Annotated in this window: 12 protein-coding genes and 2 tRNA genes; 7 read left to right on the forward strand and 7 right to left on the reverse strand. The window is 72.7% G+C overall.

Annotated elements, in window-relative coordinates:
* The first annotated feature begins 414 nt into the window (after positions 1-414).
* The 4 genes from ACWD4U_RS23300 (at position 415) to ACWD4U_RS23315 (ending at position 1,993) form a co-directional block, all read left to right on the forward strand.
* Positions 415-822 carry a hypothetical protein gene (locus tag ACWD4U_RS23300; RefSeq protein ID WP_363460599.1) on the forward strand — a complete coding sequence of 136 codons (408 nt, stop codon included), beginning with the start codon at positions 415-417 and terminating at the stop codon, positions 820-822.
* Between the two features lie 120 nt (positions 823-942).
* The gene (locus tag ACWD4U_RS23305; RefSeq protein ID WP_363460602.1) at positions 943-1,485 is read left to right on the forward strand and encodes a bifunctional DNA primase/polymerase; all 543 of its coding nucleotides are present in this window, start codon (positions 943-945) and stop codon (positions 1,483-1,485) included.
* An 85-nt stretch (positions 1,486-1,570) separates the two neighbouring features.
* Positions 1,571-1,644, forward strand: a tRNA-Lys gene (locus tag ACWD4U_RS23310).
* A 112-nt stretch (positions 1,645-1,756) separates the two neighbouring features.
* Positions 1,757-1,993 carry a hypothetical protein gene (locus tag ACWD4U_RS23315; RefSeq protein ID WP_363460604.1) on the forward strand — a complete coding sequence of 79 codons (237 nt, stop codon included), beginning with the start codon at positions 1,757-1,759 and terminating at the stop codon, positions 1,991-1,993.
* A 33-nt stretch (positions 1,994-2,026) separates the two neighbouring features.
* On the opposite strand, the gene ACWD4U_RS23320 is transcribed toward ACWD4U_RS23315, so the two are convergent.
* From ACWD4U_RS23320 to ACWD4U_RS23330, 3 genes are read right to left on the reverse strand one after another with little or no spacing between them, the layout of a single operon-like run.
* A complete protein-coding gene (locus ACWD4U_RS23320) occupies positions 2,027-2,629 on the reverse strand; it encodes a LutC/YkgG family protein (RefSeq protein WP_363460606.1) in 603 nt (200 codons plus the stop codon).
* Positions 2,626-4,116, reverse strand: a complete 1,491-nt coding sequence (locus tag ACWD4U_RS23325; RefSeq protein WP_363460608.1) for a lactate utilization protein B — start codon at positions 4,114-4,116, stop codon at positions 2,626-2,628. Before ACWD4U_RS23325 ends, ACWD4U_RS23320 begins: the two co-directional genes overlap by 4 nt.
* Positions 4,113-4,925: a (Fe-S)-binding protein gene (locus ACWD4U_RS23330; protein WP_363460610.1), complete on the reverse strand. Its 813-nt coding sequence runs from the start codon at positions 4,923-4,925 to the stop codon at positions 4,113-4,115. Before ACWD4U_RS23330 ends, ACWD4U_RS23325 begins: the two co-directional genes overlap by 4 nt.
* Positions 4,926-5,008: 83 nt before the next feature.
* Here ACWD4U_RS23330 and ACWD4U_RS23335 point away from each other — a divergent pair, with 83 nt between their 5' ends.
* On the forward strand, positions 5,009-5,626 hold the full coding sequence (locus tag ACWD4U_RS23335) for a GntR family transcriptional regulator (RefSeq protein WP_363460612.1): 618 nt from the start codon (positions 5,009-5,011) through the stop codon (positions 5,624-5,626).
* Positions 5,627-5,831: 205 nt separating this feature from the next.
* Here ACWD4U_RS23335 and pgi read toward each other — a convergent pair whose 3' ends face one another.
* Positions 5,832-7,493, reverse strand: coding sequence for a glucose-6-phosphate isomerase (pgi, locus tag ACWD4U_RS23340; protein WP_363460614.1), 1,662 nt, complete (start codon positions 7,491-7,493; stop codon positions 5,832-5,834).
* 183 nt (positions 7,494-7,676) lie between these two features.
* Complete coding sequence (locus ACWD4U_RS23345) at positions 7,677-9,257, reverse strand: Na+/H+ antiporter (protein WP_363460616.1); 1,581 nt, start codon at positions 9,255-9,257, stop codon at positions 7,677-7,679.
* Positions 9,258-9,368: 111 nt separating this feature from the next.
* On the opposite strand from ACWD4U_RS23345, the gene ACWD4U_RS23350 reads away from it, so the two are divergent.
* A tRNA-Lys gene (locus ACWD4U_RS23350) sits at positions 9,369-9,442 on the forward strand.
* A gap of 61 nt (positions 9,443-9,503) precedes the next feature.
* Here the strand turns inward: ACWD4U_RS23350 and ACWD4U_RS23355 are convergent.
* Both ACWD4U_RS23355 and ACWD4U_RS23360 read right to left on the reverse strand, forming a co-directional pair.
* Positions 9,504-9,887, reverse strand: coding sequence for a VOC family protein (locus ACWD4U_RS23355; RefSeq protein WP_363460618.1), 384 nt, complete (start codon positions 9,885-9,887; stop codon positions 9,504-9,506).
* A 108-nt stretch (positions 9,888-9,995) separates the two neighbouring features.
* Positions 9,996-11,657 carry a chitinase gene (locus tag ACWD4U_RS23360; RefSeq protein WP_363460620.1) on the reverse strand — a complete coding sequence of 554 codons (1,662 nt, stop codon included), beginning with the start codon at positions 11,655-11,657 and terminating at the stop codon, positions 9,996-9,998.
* Between the two features lie 242 nt (positions 11,658-11,899).
* Here ACWD4U_RS23360 and ACWD4U_RS23365 point away from each other — a divergent pair, with 242 nt between their 5' ends.
* Positions 11,900-15,130 carry a S41 family peptidase gene (locus ACWD4U_RS23365; RefSeq protein ID WP_363460622.1) on the forward strand — a complete coding sequence of 1,077 codons (3,231 nt, stop codon included), beginning with the start codon at positions 11,900-11,902 and terminating at the stop codon, positions 15,128-15,130.
* Positions 15,131-15,201: the final 71 nt, after the last annotated feature.

Below are 15,201 nucleotides of genomic sequence, written 5' to 3' on the forward strand. Positions count from 1 at the left end.
TCCGGTGCGGTGCAGTCCTAGACAGCTCCACCACACCGGAGGTCTTCACGTTTGATCAAGCCAGACCACCGTCAACAACGCTCGTGGTCAATACATCTAGGGCCCCGAAAGGGGCCCGGGGAACGGCGGGAGTGCGTGGCAGTCGGAGTGACAGGGCGCTGAAGGTCTGGGCGCATAGAGGTCTCCAAGACGCCCAGCCGTACTGAGGCCATCCGCCACTCGCCTCGCAGTTCCCCGAGCCCCTGATAGTGCAACTTCCCCGAGCTCCCGAAGAAGATCCCCCCGGCGCGAAAGATCCTTCGCGCGCCGCCCCGCAGGGAATAGCGACCCGGGGTGCACCGTTCCGCTACCGGCGGTTCGCGCGCGACAATGGACGACGGCCGCTTTCCCCAGATCACCCGGAGGTGCCCCGCCATGCCCGACTCGTACCCGCAGGCGTCCGACCAGGACGGCACGCCGACCCAGGCCGCCGTGCCGGCCGTGCCGGGGCCGGGCGGTCAGGGGCGCCGGATCCGCCCGGCCCAGCTGATCTTCGAGCCGCCGGCCGAGGAGTCCGAGCAGGAGCGTTTCTTCGACCTGGAGTCGATCGCCGACCCGGCCGAACTGCTGACCCGTTCGACCGAGTTGGCGCTGGCGTTCCGCGCCGCGGCGGAGCGCGCCACCGACTTCCAGGCCATCGCCGCCGCCCAGCTCGCCGACCCGCGCCGGTTCGACGCCCTGTCCGCGGCCGAGATCGCCGCCCGCGCCGACTGGACTCCCGACTACGCGGTGAAGATGGTCGAGTACGGCCGGTCCCTGCAGCGCCGCCAGCGCGAGGAGTAGTCCGGCCGCCGAAAGGCCTCTGGCATATGCAGCGGGCGATGGTACGCCCGAGGACCACCCGCTGTCCGGCGAACGCCGCTTTCGCTCCGGTCGGCTTCGGCACCGGTCCACGCTGGTTCGGTGGACATCTGGACCTATCAATCCGTGGAGTACGTGACGGTGGCCGGGGAGGCCTGGCTGGCGTCCGCCAGTGAGTACCCCAGCAGCATGCGGGCGCTGTGGGGTGCCCGTCCGTGGGCGCCGGCGGTGCTGCCCTGCGGCCGGGTCTTCGACGTGATCAGCATGCCGGGCGTGTTCGGGCGGCGGGTGCTCGACGAGCTCTGGGCCTCCGGTCCGGGGTGCGGGCCGGTCGCCGCGTACCGCGGCCGCACGCTGCTGTTCGTCCAGCCCGGTACGGCCGGCCGGCTGCGCACCCTGCTGGCGTGGGAGGAGTGGGCGCGGGACGTGCCGCCGCTGCTGTGCCACGGCGTGGGGGACGCGGTCACCGTCCCGCCGGTGCAGCGCGAGATCGACGCGCCGGACAGCGGGACGGGCCGCTGGGTCGTCGCCCCGGACACCCGCGAGCCCTGGCTGCCGGGCGCGTCCGTGGTGCTGTGGGCCTGTGTCCGGGCGGCGCGCAGCCGGTCGCACGCCGGTGACGACGGGGCGCCGAACGCCTGCTGAACGCGGGGTGCCCGGCGCGTGCCCGGTCGGCGCGAATCGATTTTGGTTCCCGCCCGGGCCGCTGCTAGAGTCGTCACGTCAGCAAGCGCCGCTAGCTCAGTTGGTTAGAGCAGCTGACTCTTAATCAGCGGGTCCGGGGTTCGAGTCCCTGGCGGCGCACAGACGGTCGAAGGCCCCTCGCGGAAGCGGGGGGCCTTCGGCGTTCTTCCGTCGTGCCGACGTCCGTCATGTCCGGGTCTCCGGCGCGTAAAGGGCTGCTAATGTCCGGGTCATGGCGTCCGACGACCTCCACTCCGACTGGGCCGCCTGGCTCGACGCCGAGCTCGCCGACGCCGAGGCCGCCGCCCTTCGCGCCCACCACCGGGCCCGCCGCCACCGTTTCCTGCGCCGCGCCCTCGGCTGGACCGCCGCCGTCGCCCTGGCGGCCACGCTCGGCCTCGCCCTCGTCTACACCGCGCAGCACGGCCCTACTCCCGTCCCGGTCACCACGGCGTCCGCCGCCCCGTGACCGACGCACCGTCAGCCGGGCCGCGCCGGTCCGCTACGGCGTGATGACCACCGTCAGGCGGCGCGGGCCGTGGACGCCCTTGACCCGGATCATCTCGATGTCGGCGGTGGCGGAGGGTCCGCTGATGAAGGTGAGCGGGCGGCGCGGGTCGAGGACGGCGAGCGCGCCGGGCAGGGCGGAGTGGATCTGCGGCTCGCGGACCACGCAGACGTGCAGGTCCGGCAGGAGGGTGGCGGCGCGGCGGCCCTGACCGGGGCCGGCGTCCAGGACCAGCGTGCCGGACTCGGCGACGGCGGTCGCACAGACCGTCAGGACGGCGTCGGTGCCGTCGAGTTCGGTGGCGGACAGCGGCGGCGCGTCGGCACGCACCGCCCCCGGGTAGCCCTCCAGCCAGGCGGCGGGCAGCCCCTCGGGCACCACCACGCTCCGCACGCCGTCCAACGCGGCGGCCACCAGTTCGGCGGCGGACGGCCCGCGCAGCACCGTCGCGCCGTACTCCCCCACCCGCTCGGCGAACAGCTCCACCACGGCCGCCCGGTCTCCCGGCAGCTCCCGCAGGTACCCGCGCGGGACGTCGCCCGCCGGAGGCACCGCGGCGGCCCGGATCCGGCGCAGGATCTCCTCGCGCGCGCTCACTCGCTTCCTCCCTCGGACGGCACGTCGCTCCGCCTCTCGCCCTGCTTTTCGGCCTGCTTCACACCCTGCTTCTCGTTCCGTTTCCACCAGCTCCGGAACGACTCCTTCGGGACGGCGGGCACCGTCCGGCTGTCGGTCCAGCCGCCGAGGACGCCGGGCAGCCGCAGCCGCTCGGGCAGCAGCGGACCGACCAGGCCTGCGCTCTTCACGGCGGCCTTCCACGCCCGCTGATGCTCCATCACCGAGCCGACCGCGCCGAGTGCGACGCGCTCCACCGGGTGCCGGCCGCCGTCGGCGACCTGCGCGCGCAGGTCGAGCAGCACGTCGGTGAAGCGGATCCGGACGGGGCACACGTCGTTGCAGGCGCCGCACAGCGTGGAGGCGTAGGGCAGCGAGGCGGTCTGCGGTTCGTCGAGGCCGCGCAGCAGCGGGTTGAGGATGGCGCCGATCGGGCCGGGGTAGACGGAGCCGTAGGCGTGGCCGCCGGTGCGTTCGTAGACGGGGCAGATGTTCATGCAGGCGCCGCAGCGGATGCAGCGCAGGGCCTGGCGTCCGACCGGGTCGGCCAGGGCGCGGGTGCGGCCGTGGTCGACCAGGACCAGGTGGAAGGCGCGGGGTCCGTCGCCGTCGGTGACGCCGGTCCAGGTGCTGGTGTAGGGGGACATCCGCTCGCCGGTGGCGTTGCGGGCCAGCAGTTGCAGGAAGACCTCCAGGTCCTGCCAGGTGGGCACGGTCTTCTCGATGCCGACCACCGAGATCAGGGTGTCGGCGAGGGTCAGGCACATCCGCCCGTTGCCCTCGGACTCGACGACCACCAGGGTTCCGGTCTCGGCGACCACGAAGTTGGCGCCGGAGACCGCGACCTTGGCGGCGAGGAACTTCTCCCGCAGGTGCAGCCGGGCGGCCTCGGCGAGTTCGGCGGGGTCGTCGCTCAGCCCCTCCGGCGCGGGACGGCCGTGCCGGCCCATCTCGCGGACGAAGATGTCGCGGATCTCGGTGCGGTTGCGGTGCAGCGCGGGCACCACCACGTGCGAGGGCAGGTCGTCGCCCAACTGGACGATGGTGGCGGCCAGGTCGGTCTCCCGGGCGGTGATCCCGGCGGCCTCCAGCGCGGCGTCCAGGCCGATCTCCTCGGTCAGCATCGACTTGACCTTGACGATCTCCGTCTCGCCGGTGGCCCGGACCAGCCGGGTGACGATCAGGTTGGCCTCGGCGGCGTCCCGCGCCCAGTGCACGGTGCCGCCGGCCGCGGTCACCTTCTCCTCCACCTGGAGCAGGTACTCCTCCAGACCGGCCAGTACCCGGTCCTTGATCGCCGCGGCGGCGTCCCGCAGCTGCTCCCAGTCGGGGCGCTCCGCGGCCAGCACCGCCCGCTTGCCCCGGATGGTGTGGGTGGCCCGCCGCACGTTGGCCCGCAACTGCTCGTCCCCGACGGCACTCCGCGCGGCCGTCGGGAACTCCGGCCACCCCAGGAACGACCTGGTCATCGCACCGCCTCCACCGTCGGGACCCCGTCCAGCGGCCCGTCCACCTCGGTGCGGGCCAGGATCTCCGCCAGGTGCACGGTGCGCACCGGATGCCCGTCCCTGGTGAGCCGCCCGCCGATGTTCATCAGGCACGAGTTGTCGACGGCGGCCAGCACCGGCGCCCCGGTCTCCAGCACGTGCCGCGCCTTGTCGCCGTTCATCGCCCCGGACACCGCCGCGTTCTTCACCGCGAACGTGCCGCCGAAGCCGCAGCACTCCTCCTGCGCGGGCAGCTCCACGAAGTCGATCCCGCGCACCGCCCGCAGCAGCCGGTACGGCCGGTCCCCCAGCGCGGAGGCCCGCAGGCTGTGGCAGGTCGGGTGGTAGGTCACCCGGTGCGGGAAGTACGCCCCGACCTCGACCACACCCAGCCGGTCGGTCAGGTACGCCGTCAACTCCCATACGCGGGGCGCCATTTCCTCGACCGCCCGGAGCAGCCCCGGGTCGCCCGCCGCCTCCGCCGCGAGCGCGTACGCCTCCGCGGGCATCCCGGCGCAGGACGCCGAGGGCACCACGATCTCGTCGTAGCCCTCGAAGGTCTCCACGAAGTGCCGGGCCAGCCGCGCGGTCTCCCTGCGGTACCCGGTGTTGAAGTGCATCTGCCCGCAGCAGCTCTGTGCGGCCGGGAAGTCCACGGCCACGCCGAGCCGCTGCAGGAGCGCCACGGTGGCCCGGCCGGTCCCGGGGAAGAGCGTGTCGTTCAGGCAGGTCACGAACAGCGCGGTGCGCGGTGCCGGTGTCGGGGCACTCGGCGGTGTCGGGGCAACCATGCGGCACAGCATAGATGCAAGCTTGGATGCAACGATAGATGCATGCATGGATGCAAGACCGGGCCGCATGGCAGAATGACCACGTGACCGACGCCCAGACCACCGCCGACCGGGCCTACGACCACGTCCGCACCCGTCTCCTGGACGGCAGTTACCCCGGCGGCACCCTGCTCTCCGAAGGCACCGTCGCCACCGAGCTGGGTCTCTCCCGCACCCCGGTCCGCGAGGCCTTCCTCCGCCTCCAGTCCGAGGGCTTCCTGCGGCTCTACCCCAAACGCGGCGCCCAGGTCGTCCCGATCTCCCCCGGCGAGGCCAGGAACGTCCTGGACGCCCGGCTGCTCTTCGAACGCTCCGCGATCGAGGCGGTCGCCGCGCAGGGGCCGGACGCGATGCGAGCGGCTGCCGCCGAACTGCGCGCCGCCTGCGAGACCCCCGACCGCCACCCGGTCGAGGCCGGCCGCCGCTTCCACCTCACCCTGCTCCGGGCAGCCGGCAACCCCGTCCTGACCTCGCTGTACGAGTCCCTCTGGGACCGCCAACTCCGCATCTCGGCCGCCGCCACCGCCACCACCCGCCACGCAGCCACCGACCACACCGAACACCTCGCGATAGCCGACGCCCTCGCCGCAACGGACTCCGTCCTGGCGAACGAACTGGCCACCGCCCACGCCGAATCACTCCTGGCCAGAGTAGGCATCTAGGGACCCGGAACTGGCTTCGCCAGGGGCCGGGTGAGCGAAGCTCACAAGGGGCCCGGGGAACGGCGGGGGTGTGTGGCGGTCGGGGTCACGGGGCGCTGCGAGGTCTGGGCGCATGGAGGTCTCCAAGACGCCCAGCCAAGCTCAGACCACCAGTCACTCGCCTCGCAGTTCCCCGAGCCCCTGGATAGTGCAACTGACTCCTGGATTAACGGCCGCGCAGCGTCCGGTACGTGGCGACCAGGCCGGCCGTGGAGGCGTCCAGCGTCTCGGTGCCCTCGCCGGTGAGGAGGACGGGCTCGATGCGCTTGGCGAGGACCTTGCCGAGTTCGACGCCCCACTGGTCGAAGGAGTCGATGTTCCAGATCGCGCCTTGGACGAACACCTTGTGCTCGTAGAGGGCGATGAGCTGGCCGAGCACCCGGGGGGTGAGCTCGGTGGCGAGGATCGTGGTGGTGGGGTGGTTGCCGCGGAAGGTCTTGTGCGGGACCAGCTCGGCGGGGACGCCCTCCGCGGCGACCTCTTCGGCGGTCTTGCCGAAGGCCAGCGCCTGGGTCTGGGCGAAGAAGTTGGCCATCAGCAGGTCGTGCTGGGCGACCAGGCCGTCCTGCAGGTCGGCGACGGGGCGGGCGAAGCCGAGGAAGTCGGCGGGGATCACCTTCGTGCCCTGGTGCAGCAGCTGGTAGTAGGCGTGCTGGCCGTTGGTGCCGGGGGTGCCCCACACCACGGGGCCGGTCTGCCACTGCACCGGGTTGCCGTCGCGGTCGACCGACTTGCCGTTGGACTCCATGTCCAGCTGCTGCAGGTAGGCGGTGAACTTGGACAGGTAGTGCGAGTACGGCAGCACGGCGTGCGACTGGGCGTCGAAGAAGGCGCCGTACCAGACGCCGAGCAGGCCGAGCAGCAGCGGCGCGTTCTGCTCCGCCGGCGCGGTGCGGAAGTGCTCGTCCATGGCGTGGAAGCCTTCGAGCATCTCCTGGAAGTGCTCCGGCCCGATGGCGAGCATCAGCGAGAGGCCGATCGCCGAGTCGTAGGAGTAGCGGCCGCCCACCCAGTCCCAGAACTCGAACATGTTGGCGGTGTCGATGCCGAAGTCGGCGACGCCCTGGGCGTTGGTGGAGAGCGCCACGAAGTGCTTGGCCACCGCGTCGTCCCCGGTGCCGAGCTGGTCCAGCAGCCAGGTGCGCGCGGCGACGGCGTTGGTGATCGTCTCGATGGTGGTGAAGGTCTTGGAGGCGACGATGAAGAGGGTCTCCGCGGCGTCCAGGTCGCGGACGGCCTCGTGCAGGTCGGCGCCGTCGACGTTGGAGACGAAACGGACCGTCAGGTCGCGGTCGGTGTAGGAGCGCAGCACCTCGTAGGCCATGGCGGGGCCGAGGTCGGAGCCGCCGATGCCGATGTTGACGATGTTGCGGATCCGCTTGCCGGTGTGGCCGGTCCACTCGCCGGAGCGGACCCGGTTCGAGAAGGCGGCCATCTTGTCGAGCACGGCGTGCACGGCGGGGACGACGTTCTCGCCGTCGACCTCGATGACGGCGCCGCGGGGGGCGCGCAGCGCGGTGTGCAGGACGGCGCGGTCCTCGGTGATGTTGATCTTCTCGCCGCGGAACATCGCGTCGCGCAGCTCGGCGACGCCGGTGGCCTCGGCGAGTCCGCGCAGCAGGTCCAGGGTGCGGTCGGTGACCAGGTGCTTCGAGTAGTCGAGGAAGAGGTCGCCGACCTGGAGGGTGTAGCGGCTGCCGCGGTCGGCGTCGGCGGCGAACAGCTCGCGCAGGTGCTGTTCGCCGAGCTCGGCGCGGTGCTTCCCCAGCGCGGCCCACTGCGGGGTGCGGTCCAACGGGGTGCGGCCGTTGGCAGGGGTGTCCGACATCGGTTGCTCCTTGGTCGTCCGGGTGCAGATACCGGCGGGTTCCGGCGGGAGGGTCGCGCCTGGTCCGGCGGGTACGGTGCGTGCGCCGGCTTCGTCGACGGCCTTGCCCGGTCCAACCCTATGCCCTGCGGGGGCCCCGACCCGGTCGGCCGGCGAGTGGGGCGCGCAGGCGTCGACGGAGCGTCACTTCCGCGCCGACTGCAGGTCGAGTGCGCGCAGCACCTGGTCGGCCACCTCGGGGTCGGCGCCGAACTCGCCGCGGGCGACGAGCACCTCGCGCCGGGAGGCGGCGATCATCTCCTGTTCGACGGCGAACGCCTGACGCCACTTCTTGCCGCGGCGCTTGGCCTCCAGCGCCTCTTCCTCCTCGTACTTCTCCGGGCAGAGCCGGGCGAGTCGGTCGTGCTGGCGCTCGCGCAGGCGTTCGGAGATCTCGGCGGGGAGTTCGTCCTCGTCCTCGAGTTCGCCGAGCCGGTGCAGTCCGGCCTTGGCCGCACGCCACCAGAGTTCGCGGACGGCCTTCTCGTGGGCGTCGCTGCCGGTGTCCAGCCCGAGCAGCCGGACCACGTAAGGGAGGGTCAGGCCCTGGACCACCAGGGTGAAGAGGACGACGCTGAAGGCGATGAAGACGATCTCGTTGCGCGCGGGGAAGGGCAGCCCGTCGTGCAGGGTGAGCGGGACGCCGAGGGCGAGGGCGACGGTGGCGACGCCGCGCATGCCGGACCACCACAGCACGACGGTCTCCCGCCAGCTGATCGGGGTGTCCTCGTCGCCGTGGGTGACCCGCTTGGAGAGCCAGGCCGCGGGCAGCAGCCAGACCAGGCGCAGCAGGACGACCACGGCGATGACGATGGCGGTGTCGCCGATCATGGTCTCCCAGGTGTCGCGGACGTCGCGGAGCACGGTGGAGAGCTCCAGGCCGATCAGGCCGAAGGCGACGCCGGTGATCAGGGTCTCGACGATCTCCCAGAAGGCGTTGCCGACCAGGCGGTAGGAGACCTCGTCGGCGTCGGTGGCGCGGTCGGCGAGGTAGAGCGCGCAGACCACCACGGCGAGCACGCCGGAGCCGTGCGCCTCCTCGGCGAGGGTGTAGGCGGCGAACGGGACCAGCAGGTTGAGCGCGACCTGCTGGGTGGGGTCGTCGAGCAGTCCGGCGAGTTTGGCGTTGGCCCAGCCGAGGCCGATGCCGACGACGACCGCGACCACGGCGGAGAGCAGGAAGCGTTCGACCACCCGGCCGGCGGACAGGTTGCCGTCGACCACCGCCTCGACGGCGAGCGAGTAGATGACGATCGCGGTGACGTCGTTGAACAGGCCTTCGCTCTCCAGCACGGCGACCAGCCGGCGGGGCAGTCCGACCGAGCCGGCCACCGCGACGGCGGCGACCGGGTCGGGCGGGGAGACCAGCGCGCCGAGGGCGAGGGCGGCGGCGATCGGCGCGGCGGGCACCAGCCAGGAGAAGACGCCGGCCACGGCGGTGGTGGTGACCACCACCAGGGCGACGGCGAGCAGCAGGATGGAGCGGATGTTGGCCTTGAAGTAGCGCACCGAGGAGCGCCGGGCGACCGCGAAGATCAGCGGGGGCAGCACCATCGGCAGGATCAGTTCGGGGTTGATCTGCACGTTGGGGATCTGCGGGACGAGCGCGAAGACCAGGCCGACCAGGGTCATCAGCACCGGCTGCGGGATCCGGCTCCGGCGGGCGAGCGGCATCGTGATCACCGAGGCGAGCAGCACCAGGAAGAGCAGTGACAGCTGGCCCACGGTCGGTCCTCTCGGCAGGGCTGGGTTCGCCGGGCTCAGCATACGTCGGGCCCCGACCGGGCCGATTGTGTGTTTCGGCCGCTGACCAGGTAATGTTCTCTCCGTCAGCACGCGCCGCTAGCTCAGTTGGTTAGAGCAGCTGACTCTTAATCAGCGGGTCCGGGGTTCGAGTCCCTGGCGGCGCACAGACGGTCGAAGGCCCTCCGCGAGAGCGGGGGGCCTTCGGCGTGTCGCGGGGCGGCGCGGTCACTCGCGGAGCTCGTTGACGCACAGGACGTTGCCTTCGCTGTCCTTGAACCAGGCGGCGCGCATGCCGTCGTCCTCGGCGACCCCGTCGACGGTCTTCAGCCCGGGGAAGTCGTAGTCCTCGAACACCACGCCGCGGCCGCGCAGTTCGGCCATCTCGGCGTCCAGGTCGGAGACCTTCCAGCTGGCCAGGGTGTGTTCGGCCTTGCCTCCGTGGGGCGTCTCGTACAACTGGAACTCGCCGTCGCCGGAGCGGAAGCTGACAAACTCCGGACGATCGACGGCGAGGGTCAGGCCGAGCGTGTCGCGGTAGAACCGCTTGGCCCGGTCGAGATCGCTCGCGGGGATCACCGCGAACAGCGTGGCCTCTGCCAACATCGCCATCACCTCCTGCCCTCCAGGCTAGGCAGCGGCGCTGGGCCCCGCGAACGGCCGCGGGCCGGCCGCCGGGGAGGCGGCCGGCCCGCGGGGGGTGCCGGTGGAGCGGGGGGATCAGCCGAAGTACGAGTGGAAGTTGTTGGAGAACTCGTTCCCGTTGTACTTGTCCCAGTTGATCGACCAGGTCATCAGGCCGCGCAGGTTCGGCTGCTTGCCGGCCCGCGGGCTGTAGGAGCCGCAGCTGGTGCCCTTGGTGAGGCAGTCCAGCGCCTGGTTGACCGCGGCGGGCGCGACGTAGCCGTTGCCGGCGTAGCTGTTGGCGGGCATGCCGATGGCGACCTGGGACGGCTTCAGCGCCGGGAACATGTTGGCGGTGTTGCCGGCCACCGGGAAGCCGGCCAGCAGCATGTCGGTCATGGCGATGTGGAAGTCCGCGCCGCCCATGCTGTGGTACTGGTTGTCCAGGCCCATGATCGAGCCGGAGTTGTAGTCCTGGACGTGCAGCACGGTCAGGTCGTCGCGCAGTGCGTAGATCACCGGCAGGAACGCCCCGGCGCGCGGGTCCTGGCCGCCCCAGGGGCCGGATCCGTAGTACTGGTAGCCGAGTTGGACGAAGAAGGTCTCCGGCGCCATGGTCAGCTGGAACTTCGCGCCGTACTTGGCCTTCAGGCTCTTGACCGCGGAGATCAGGTTGGTGATCACCGGGGTGGTCGGGTTCTTGAAGTCGGTGTCGCCGGTGTTCAGCGACAGCGAGTGGCCCTCGAAGTCGATGTCGAGGCCGTCCAGGCCCCACTTGTCGATGATCGAGGAGACCGAGTTGACGAAGTTGTCGCGGGCGGCGGTGGTGGTGAGCTGCACCTCGCCGTTCTGGCCGCCGATCGACAGCAGCACCTTCTTGCCCTTGGCCTGCTTGGCGGCGATGGCCGCCTTGAAGTCGGCGTCGGACTCGACGCTCGGGCACTCGCTGACCGGGCAGCGGTTGAAGTGGATGGTGCCGCCGGTGATCGAGTCCGGCTCGCCGAAGGCGAGGTCGATGATGTCCCAGCTGTCCGGCACGTCCGCCATCCGCACGTAGCCCGCGCCGTTGGCGAAGCTGGCGTGCAGGTAGCCGACCAGGGCGTGGCCGCTCGGCGGCGGGGTGGTGGTCGGGGAGCTGGACGGGCTGGCGCTCGGGCTGGCGCTGGTCGACGGGCTGGCGCTGGCGGAGGGGCTGGCGCTGACCGAGGCCGACGGGCTGCTGGAGACCGACGCGGACGGGGACGGGCTGGGGGCGCCCGGTCCGTCCAGCGAGACGTCGTCCGCGTAGTAGGTGCCCTGGCCGTACCAGCCGTGGGTGAAGACGGTGGCGCTGGTCTGGGTGGCGGTGGTGGTGAAGCTCAGCGACAGCTTCTGGTAGGCGCCGCCGGTGCTCGGCGTCCAGGTCGAGCTGCCGCCGTTGACGCCGAGGTAGACGTACGCGCCGTTCACGTAGGCGCTCAGCGTGTAGGTGGTGTTCGGGGCGACCGCGACGGTCTGGGTGCACTGCGCGCTGTCGCTGGACGACGCCGCGCCGGCCAGCGCGTAGCCGCCGGTGTGCGCGTGGCCGGTGACCACGCTGCCGGTGCCGCCGGTGCAGCTCCACGGGCCCAGCGACCCGCTCTCGAAGCCGCCGTTCACCAGGAACTCGCCGGCCGACGCCGACGTGGCCAGCCCGAAGCTGATCGCGACAGCGCCCGCTGCCGCCACCGCCCAGGCCGTACCCGCGGCGAGCAGCCGCTTCCTACGGGGAGTACGCATGTGGGGATGCTCCTGCCTGTCTGTGGGGGACGCCTTCCTCCACCGGCCGGAGTGTGGGGTTTCCCGGCCGGGGCATGCCGCCGCACCGGCACGCACCAGGGAGTTGGACTAGACCACTGAAGCGGCTGAGCCCATCCCCTGTCAATGCGCCCGCAACCCCGGTTCACTGACCCCGCGTCAGCAGGCCACCGCCGCCGGAACCCGCTCGCGTTGCGACCCTCCACGCCGCACCGAACCATGGAATGGTGCCCGGTTACCTGCGATACCCCCATGTACGCGGCGGTCTGCTCGCCTTCACCGCCGAGGACGACGTCTGGGTCGCGCCGCTCGCGGCCGACGGGGAGGTGGGGCGGGCGTGGCGGGTGAGTTGCGACCGGACCCGGGTGAGTCATCCGCGGCTCTCGCCGGACGGCACGACGATCGCCTGGACCAGCTGGTTCGCGCTGACGCCGGAGGTGTTCACGGCGCCGGCGGCGGGCGGCGAGGCGGTGCGGCTGACCTACTGGGGCAGCCTGGACACCCGGGTGCGGGGCTGGCTGCCGAACGGCGAGGTGCTGGCGGTGACCTCGTACCACGAGCCGTTCGCGCACTACACCTGGGCGTGGGAGCTGCCCGTGGACGGCGCGCCGGGCCGCCGGATGCCGTGGGGGCCGGTCGCGGACGCCCAGATGGGCGAGGGCCACACCGTGCTGCTGACCGACGCGGCCCCGCACGAGCCGGCGTTCTGGAAGCGCTACCGCGGCGGCGCCACCGGCCGGCTCTGGCTCGACCACGACCTGCTGCTGCCCGGCCACCGCGGCCACCTGGCCTCCCCGATGCCCGTCGCCACCGAGCACGGCACCCGGATCGCCTTCCTCTCCGACCACGAGGGCGTCGGCAACCTCTACTCCGTCCGCCCCGACGGCGCCGACCTGCGCCGGCACACCGACCACGACGCCTTCTACGCCCGCGAGGCCGCCACCGACGGCACCCGGATCGTCTACCAGCACGCCGGCGACCTGTGGCTGCTGGACTCCCTGGACGCCCCCGCCCCGCGCCGCCTCGACGTCCCGCTCGGCGGCGCCCGCACCGGCCGCCGCCCGTACCAGGTGGGCGCCGCCAACAACGTCAAGGACCTGGCCTGCGACGCCACCGGCCGGGCCGGGGTGATCAACGTCCGCGGCAGCCTGTACTGGCTGACCCACCGGGACGGCCCGGCCCGAGTGCTCGCCGACACCCCGGGGGTGCGCTGCCGGCTCCCGGTCGTACTCGGCTACGGCGGCCAGGCCGCCTGGGTCACCGACGCCGAGGGCGAGGACGCGATCGAGCTCGCGCCGCTGCCGGGCAAGGACTCCGCGGGCGCCGAGGAGCCCGCCGAGCCCCGCCGGATCGCCGGCGGCCTGATCGGCCGCGTCCAGGAGCTGACCGCCGCCCCGGACGGCCGCCACCTCGCCGTCGCCTGCTCGGACGGCCGGCTGCTGCTGGTCGCCGTCGCCGACGGCGCGGTCACCGAGGTCGCCGCCTCCCGCTACGGCCCGGTCTCCAGCCCGTCGTTCTCCCCCGACTCGCAGTGGCTGACCTGGTCCCAGCCGGTGGCCGGCCGCTCCCTGCGCTCGATCCAACTCGCCCGGGTGGACCGCCCCGAGCGCACCGTCGACGTCACCGGCGGCCGCTTCGAGGACGAGCACCCGGTCTTCACCCGGGACGGCCGCTTCCTGGTGTTCCTCTCCTGGCGCGGCTTCGACCCGGTGCACGACGTGCACACCGGCGACCTCTCCTTCCCGCTCGGCTGCCGCCCGTACCTGGTGCCGCTCGCCGCCGACACCCCGTCACCGTTCGCCTCCCCCGCCGAGGGCCGCCCCCCGGTCGGCCTCGACCCGGAGGAGGCCACCGGCGACGGCACCGTGCACGTCGACGAGGAGGGGCTCAGCAAGCGGCTGGTGCCGTTCCCGGTGATCGCCTCCAAGTACTCGGCGACCGCGGCGGTCCGCGGCGGCGTGGTGTGGCTGCGCTGGCCGATCTCCGGCGCGCTCGGCCAGACCTTCGCCAACCCCGAGGACACCTCCGGACGCCCCGCCCTGGAGCACTTCGACCTGGCCCGCGGCCGCCGCACCACCCTGGTCGAACAGCTCGACGGGTTCGCGGTCTCCGCCGACGGCTCGGCGATCTCGGTCTTCTCGGCCGGCAGCCTCAAGCTCTACCCGCTGGCCGCCCCGTCCGCCCCGCTCCCGGTCGACCTGCGCCGGATCACCCACACCGTGCACCCCGCCGCGGAGTGGCGACAGTCCTACCACGAGGCCGCCCGGATCGTCCGCGACCAGTTCTGGGACGCCGACATGTGCGGCCTCGACTGGCCCGAACTCACCGACCAGTACGCCCCGTTGCTGGACCGCATCGCCTCCCCCGACGACTTCGCCGACCTGCTGCGCGAACTCCTCGGCGAACTCGGCACCTCGCACGCCTACGTCACCCCCGCCCGCCGCGGCGAGGGCCCCGCCATCGCCCAGCAGCCGCTCGGCCTGCTCGGCGCCAACGCGCACCGCGACCCGGACGGCCGCTGGCGGGTCGACCGCATCCTGCCCGGCGAGTCCTCCGACCCCAAGGCCCGCGCCCCGCTGGCCGGTTACGGCCTGCACGACGGCGACGAACTGCTCGCCGTCGACGGCCGCCCGCCCGACCCGGTCCGCGGCCCCTCCCCGCTGCTGGCCGGCACCGGCGGCACCACCGTCGAGCTGACCGTCCGCCACGAAGGCCGCACCCGGCGGATCGCGGTCACCCCGCTCACCGACGAACGGCCCATCCGCTACCAGGACTGGGTCGCCAAACGCCGCCACCTGGTACGGGAGTTCAGCAACGGTGTCTGCGGCTACCTGCACATCCCCGACCTCGGCGGCTCCGGCTGGGCCCAGTTCAACCGCGACCTGCGCTCCGAACTCGCGCGCCCCGCGCTGGTGCTGGACGTCCGCGGGAACGCCGGCGGGAACGTCTCCGAACTCGTCCTGGAGAAACTCCACCGCCGGGTCCTGGCCTGGGACTTCACCCGCGGCCGGCAGCCCGTCCGGTGGCCCCGCGACGCGCCCCGCGGTCCGGTGGTCGCCCTCGCCGACCACGCCACCAGCTCCGACGGCGACGTCATCATCACCGCCATCAAGGCCCTCGCCCTCGGCCCCGTCGTCGGCTCCCGCACCTGGGGCGGCGTGGTCGGCATGACCGGCCGCCACGCCCTCGGCGACGGCACCCAGATCTCCGTCCCCAAGAACGCCTCCTGGTTCACCGGCGGCATCGGCTTCTCCGTCGAGAACCACGGCGTCGCCCCCGACGTCGAGGTCATCCGCACCCCCCACGACTGGGCCCGCGGCGCCCACACCGACCTCGCCGCAGCGGTCACCCTCGCCCTCGACCTCCTCACCGCCAACCCCGCCGCCACCCCCCCACCCCCCTCCACCCCCCGCCCCGACCTCCGCCGCCCCCCACTCCCGCCCCGCGACGGCTGACGCGCAGAGCAGCAAGAACCGGGCGGCGGCCTGCGGCCGGCAGAGCGGAGAGGACGACCAGAGCTAGCCAA

It is taken from the genome of Kitasatospora sp. NPDC002522 (assembly GCF_053595195.1).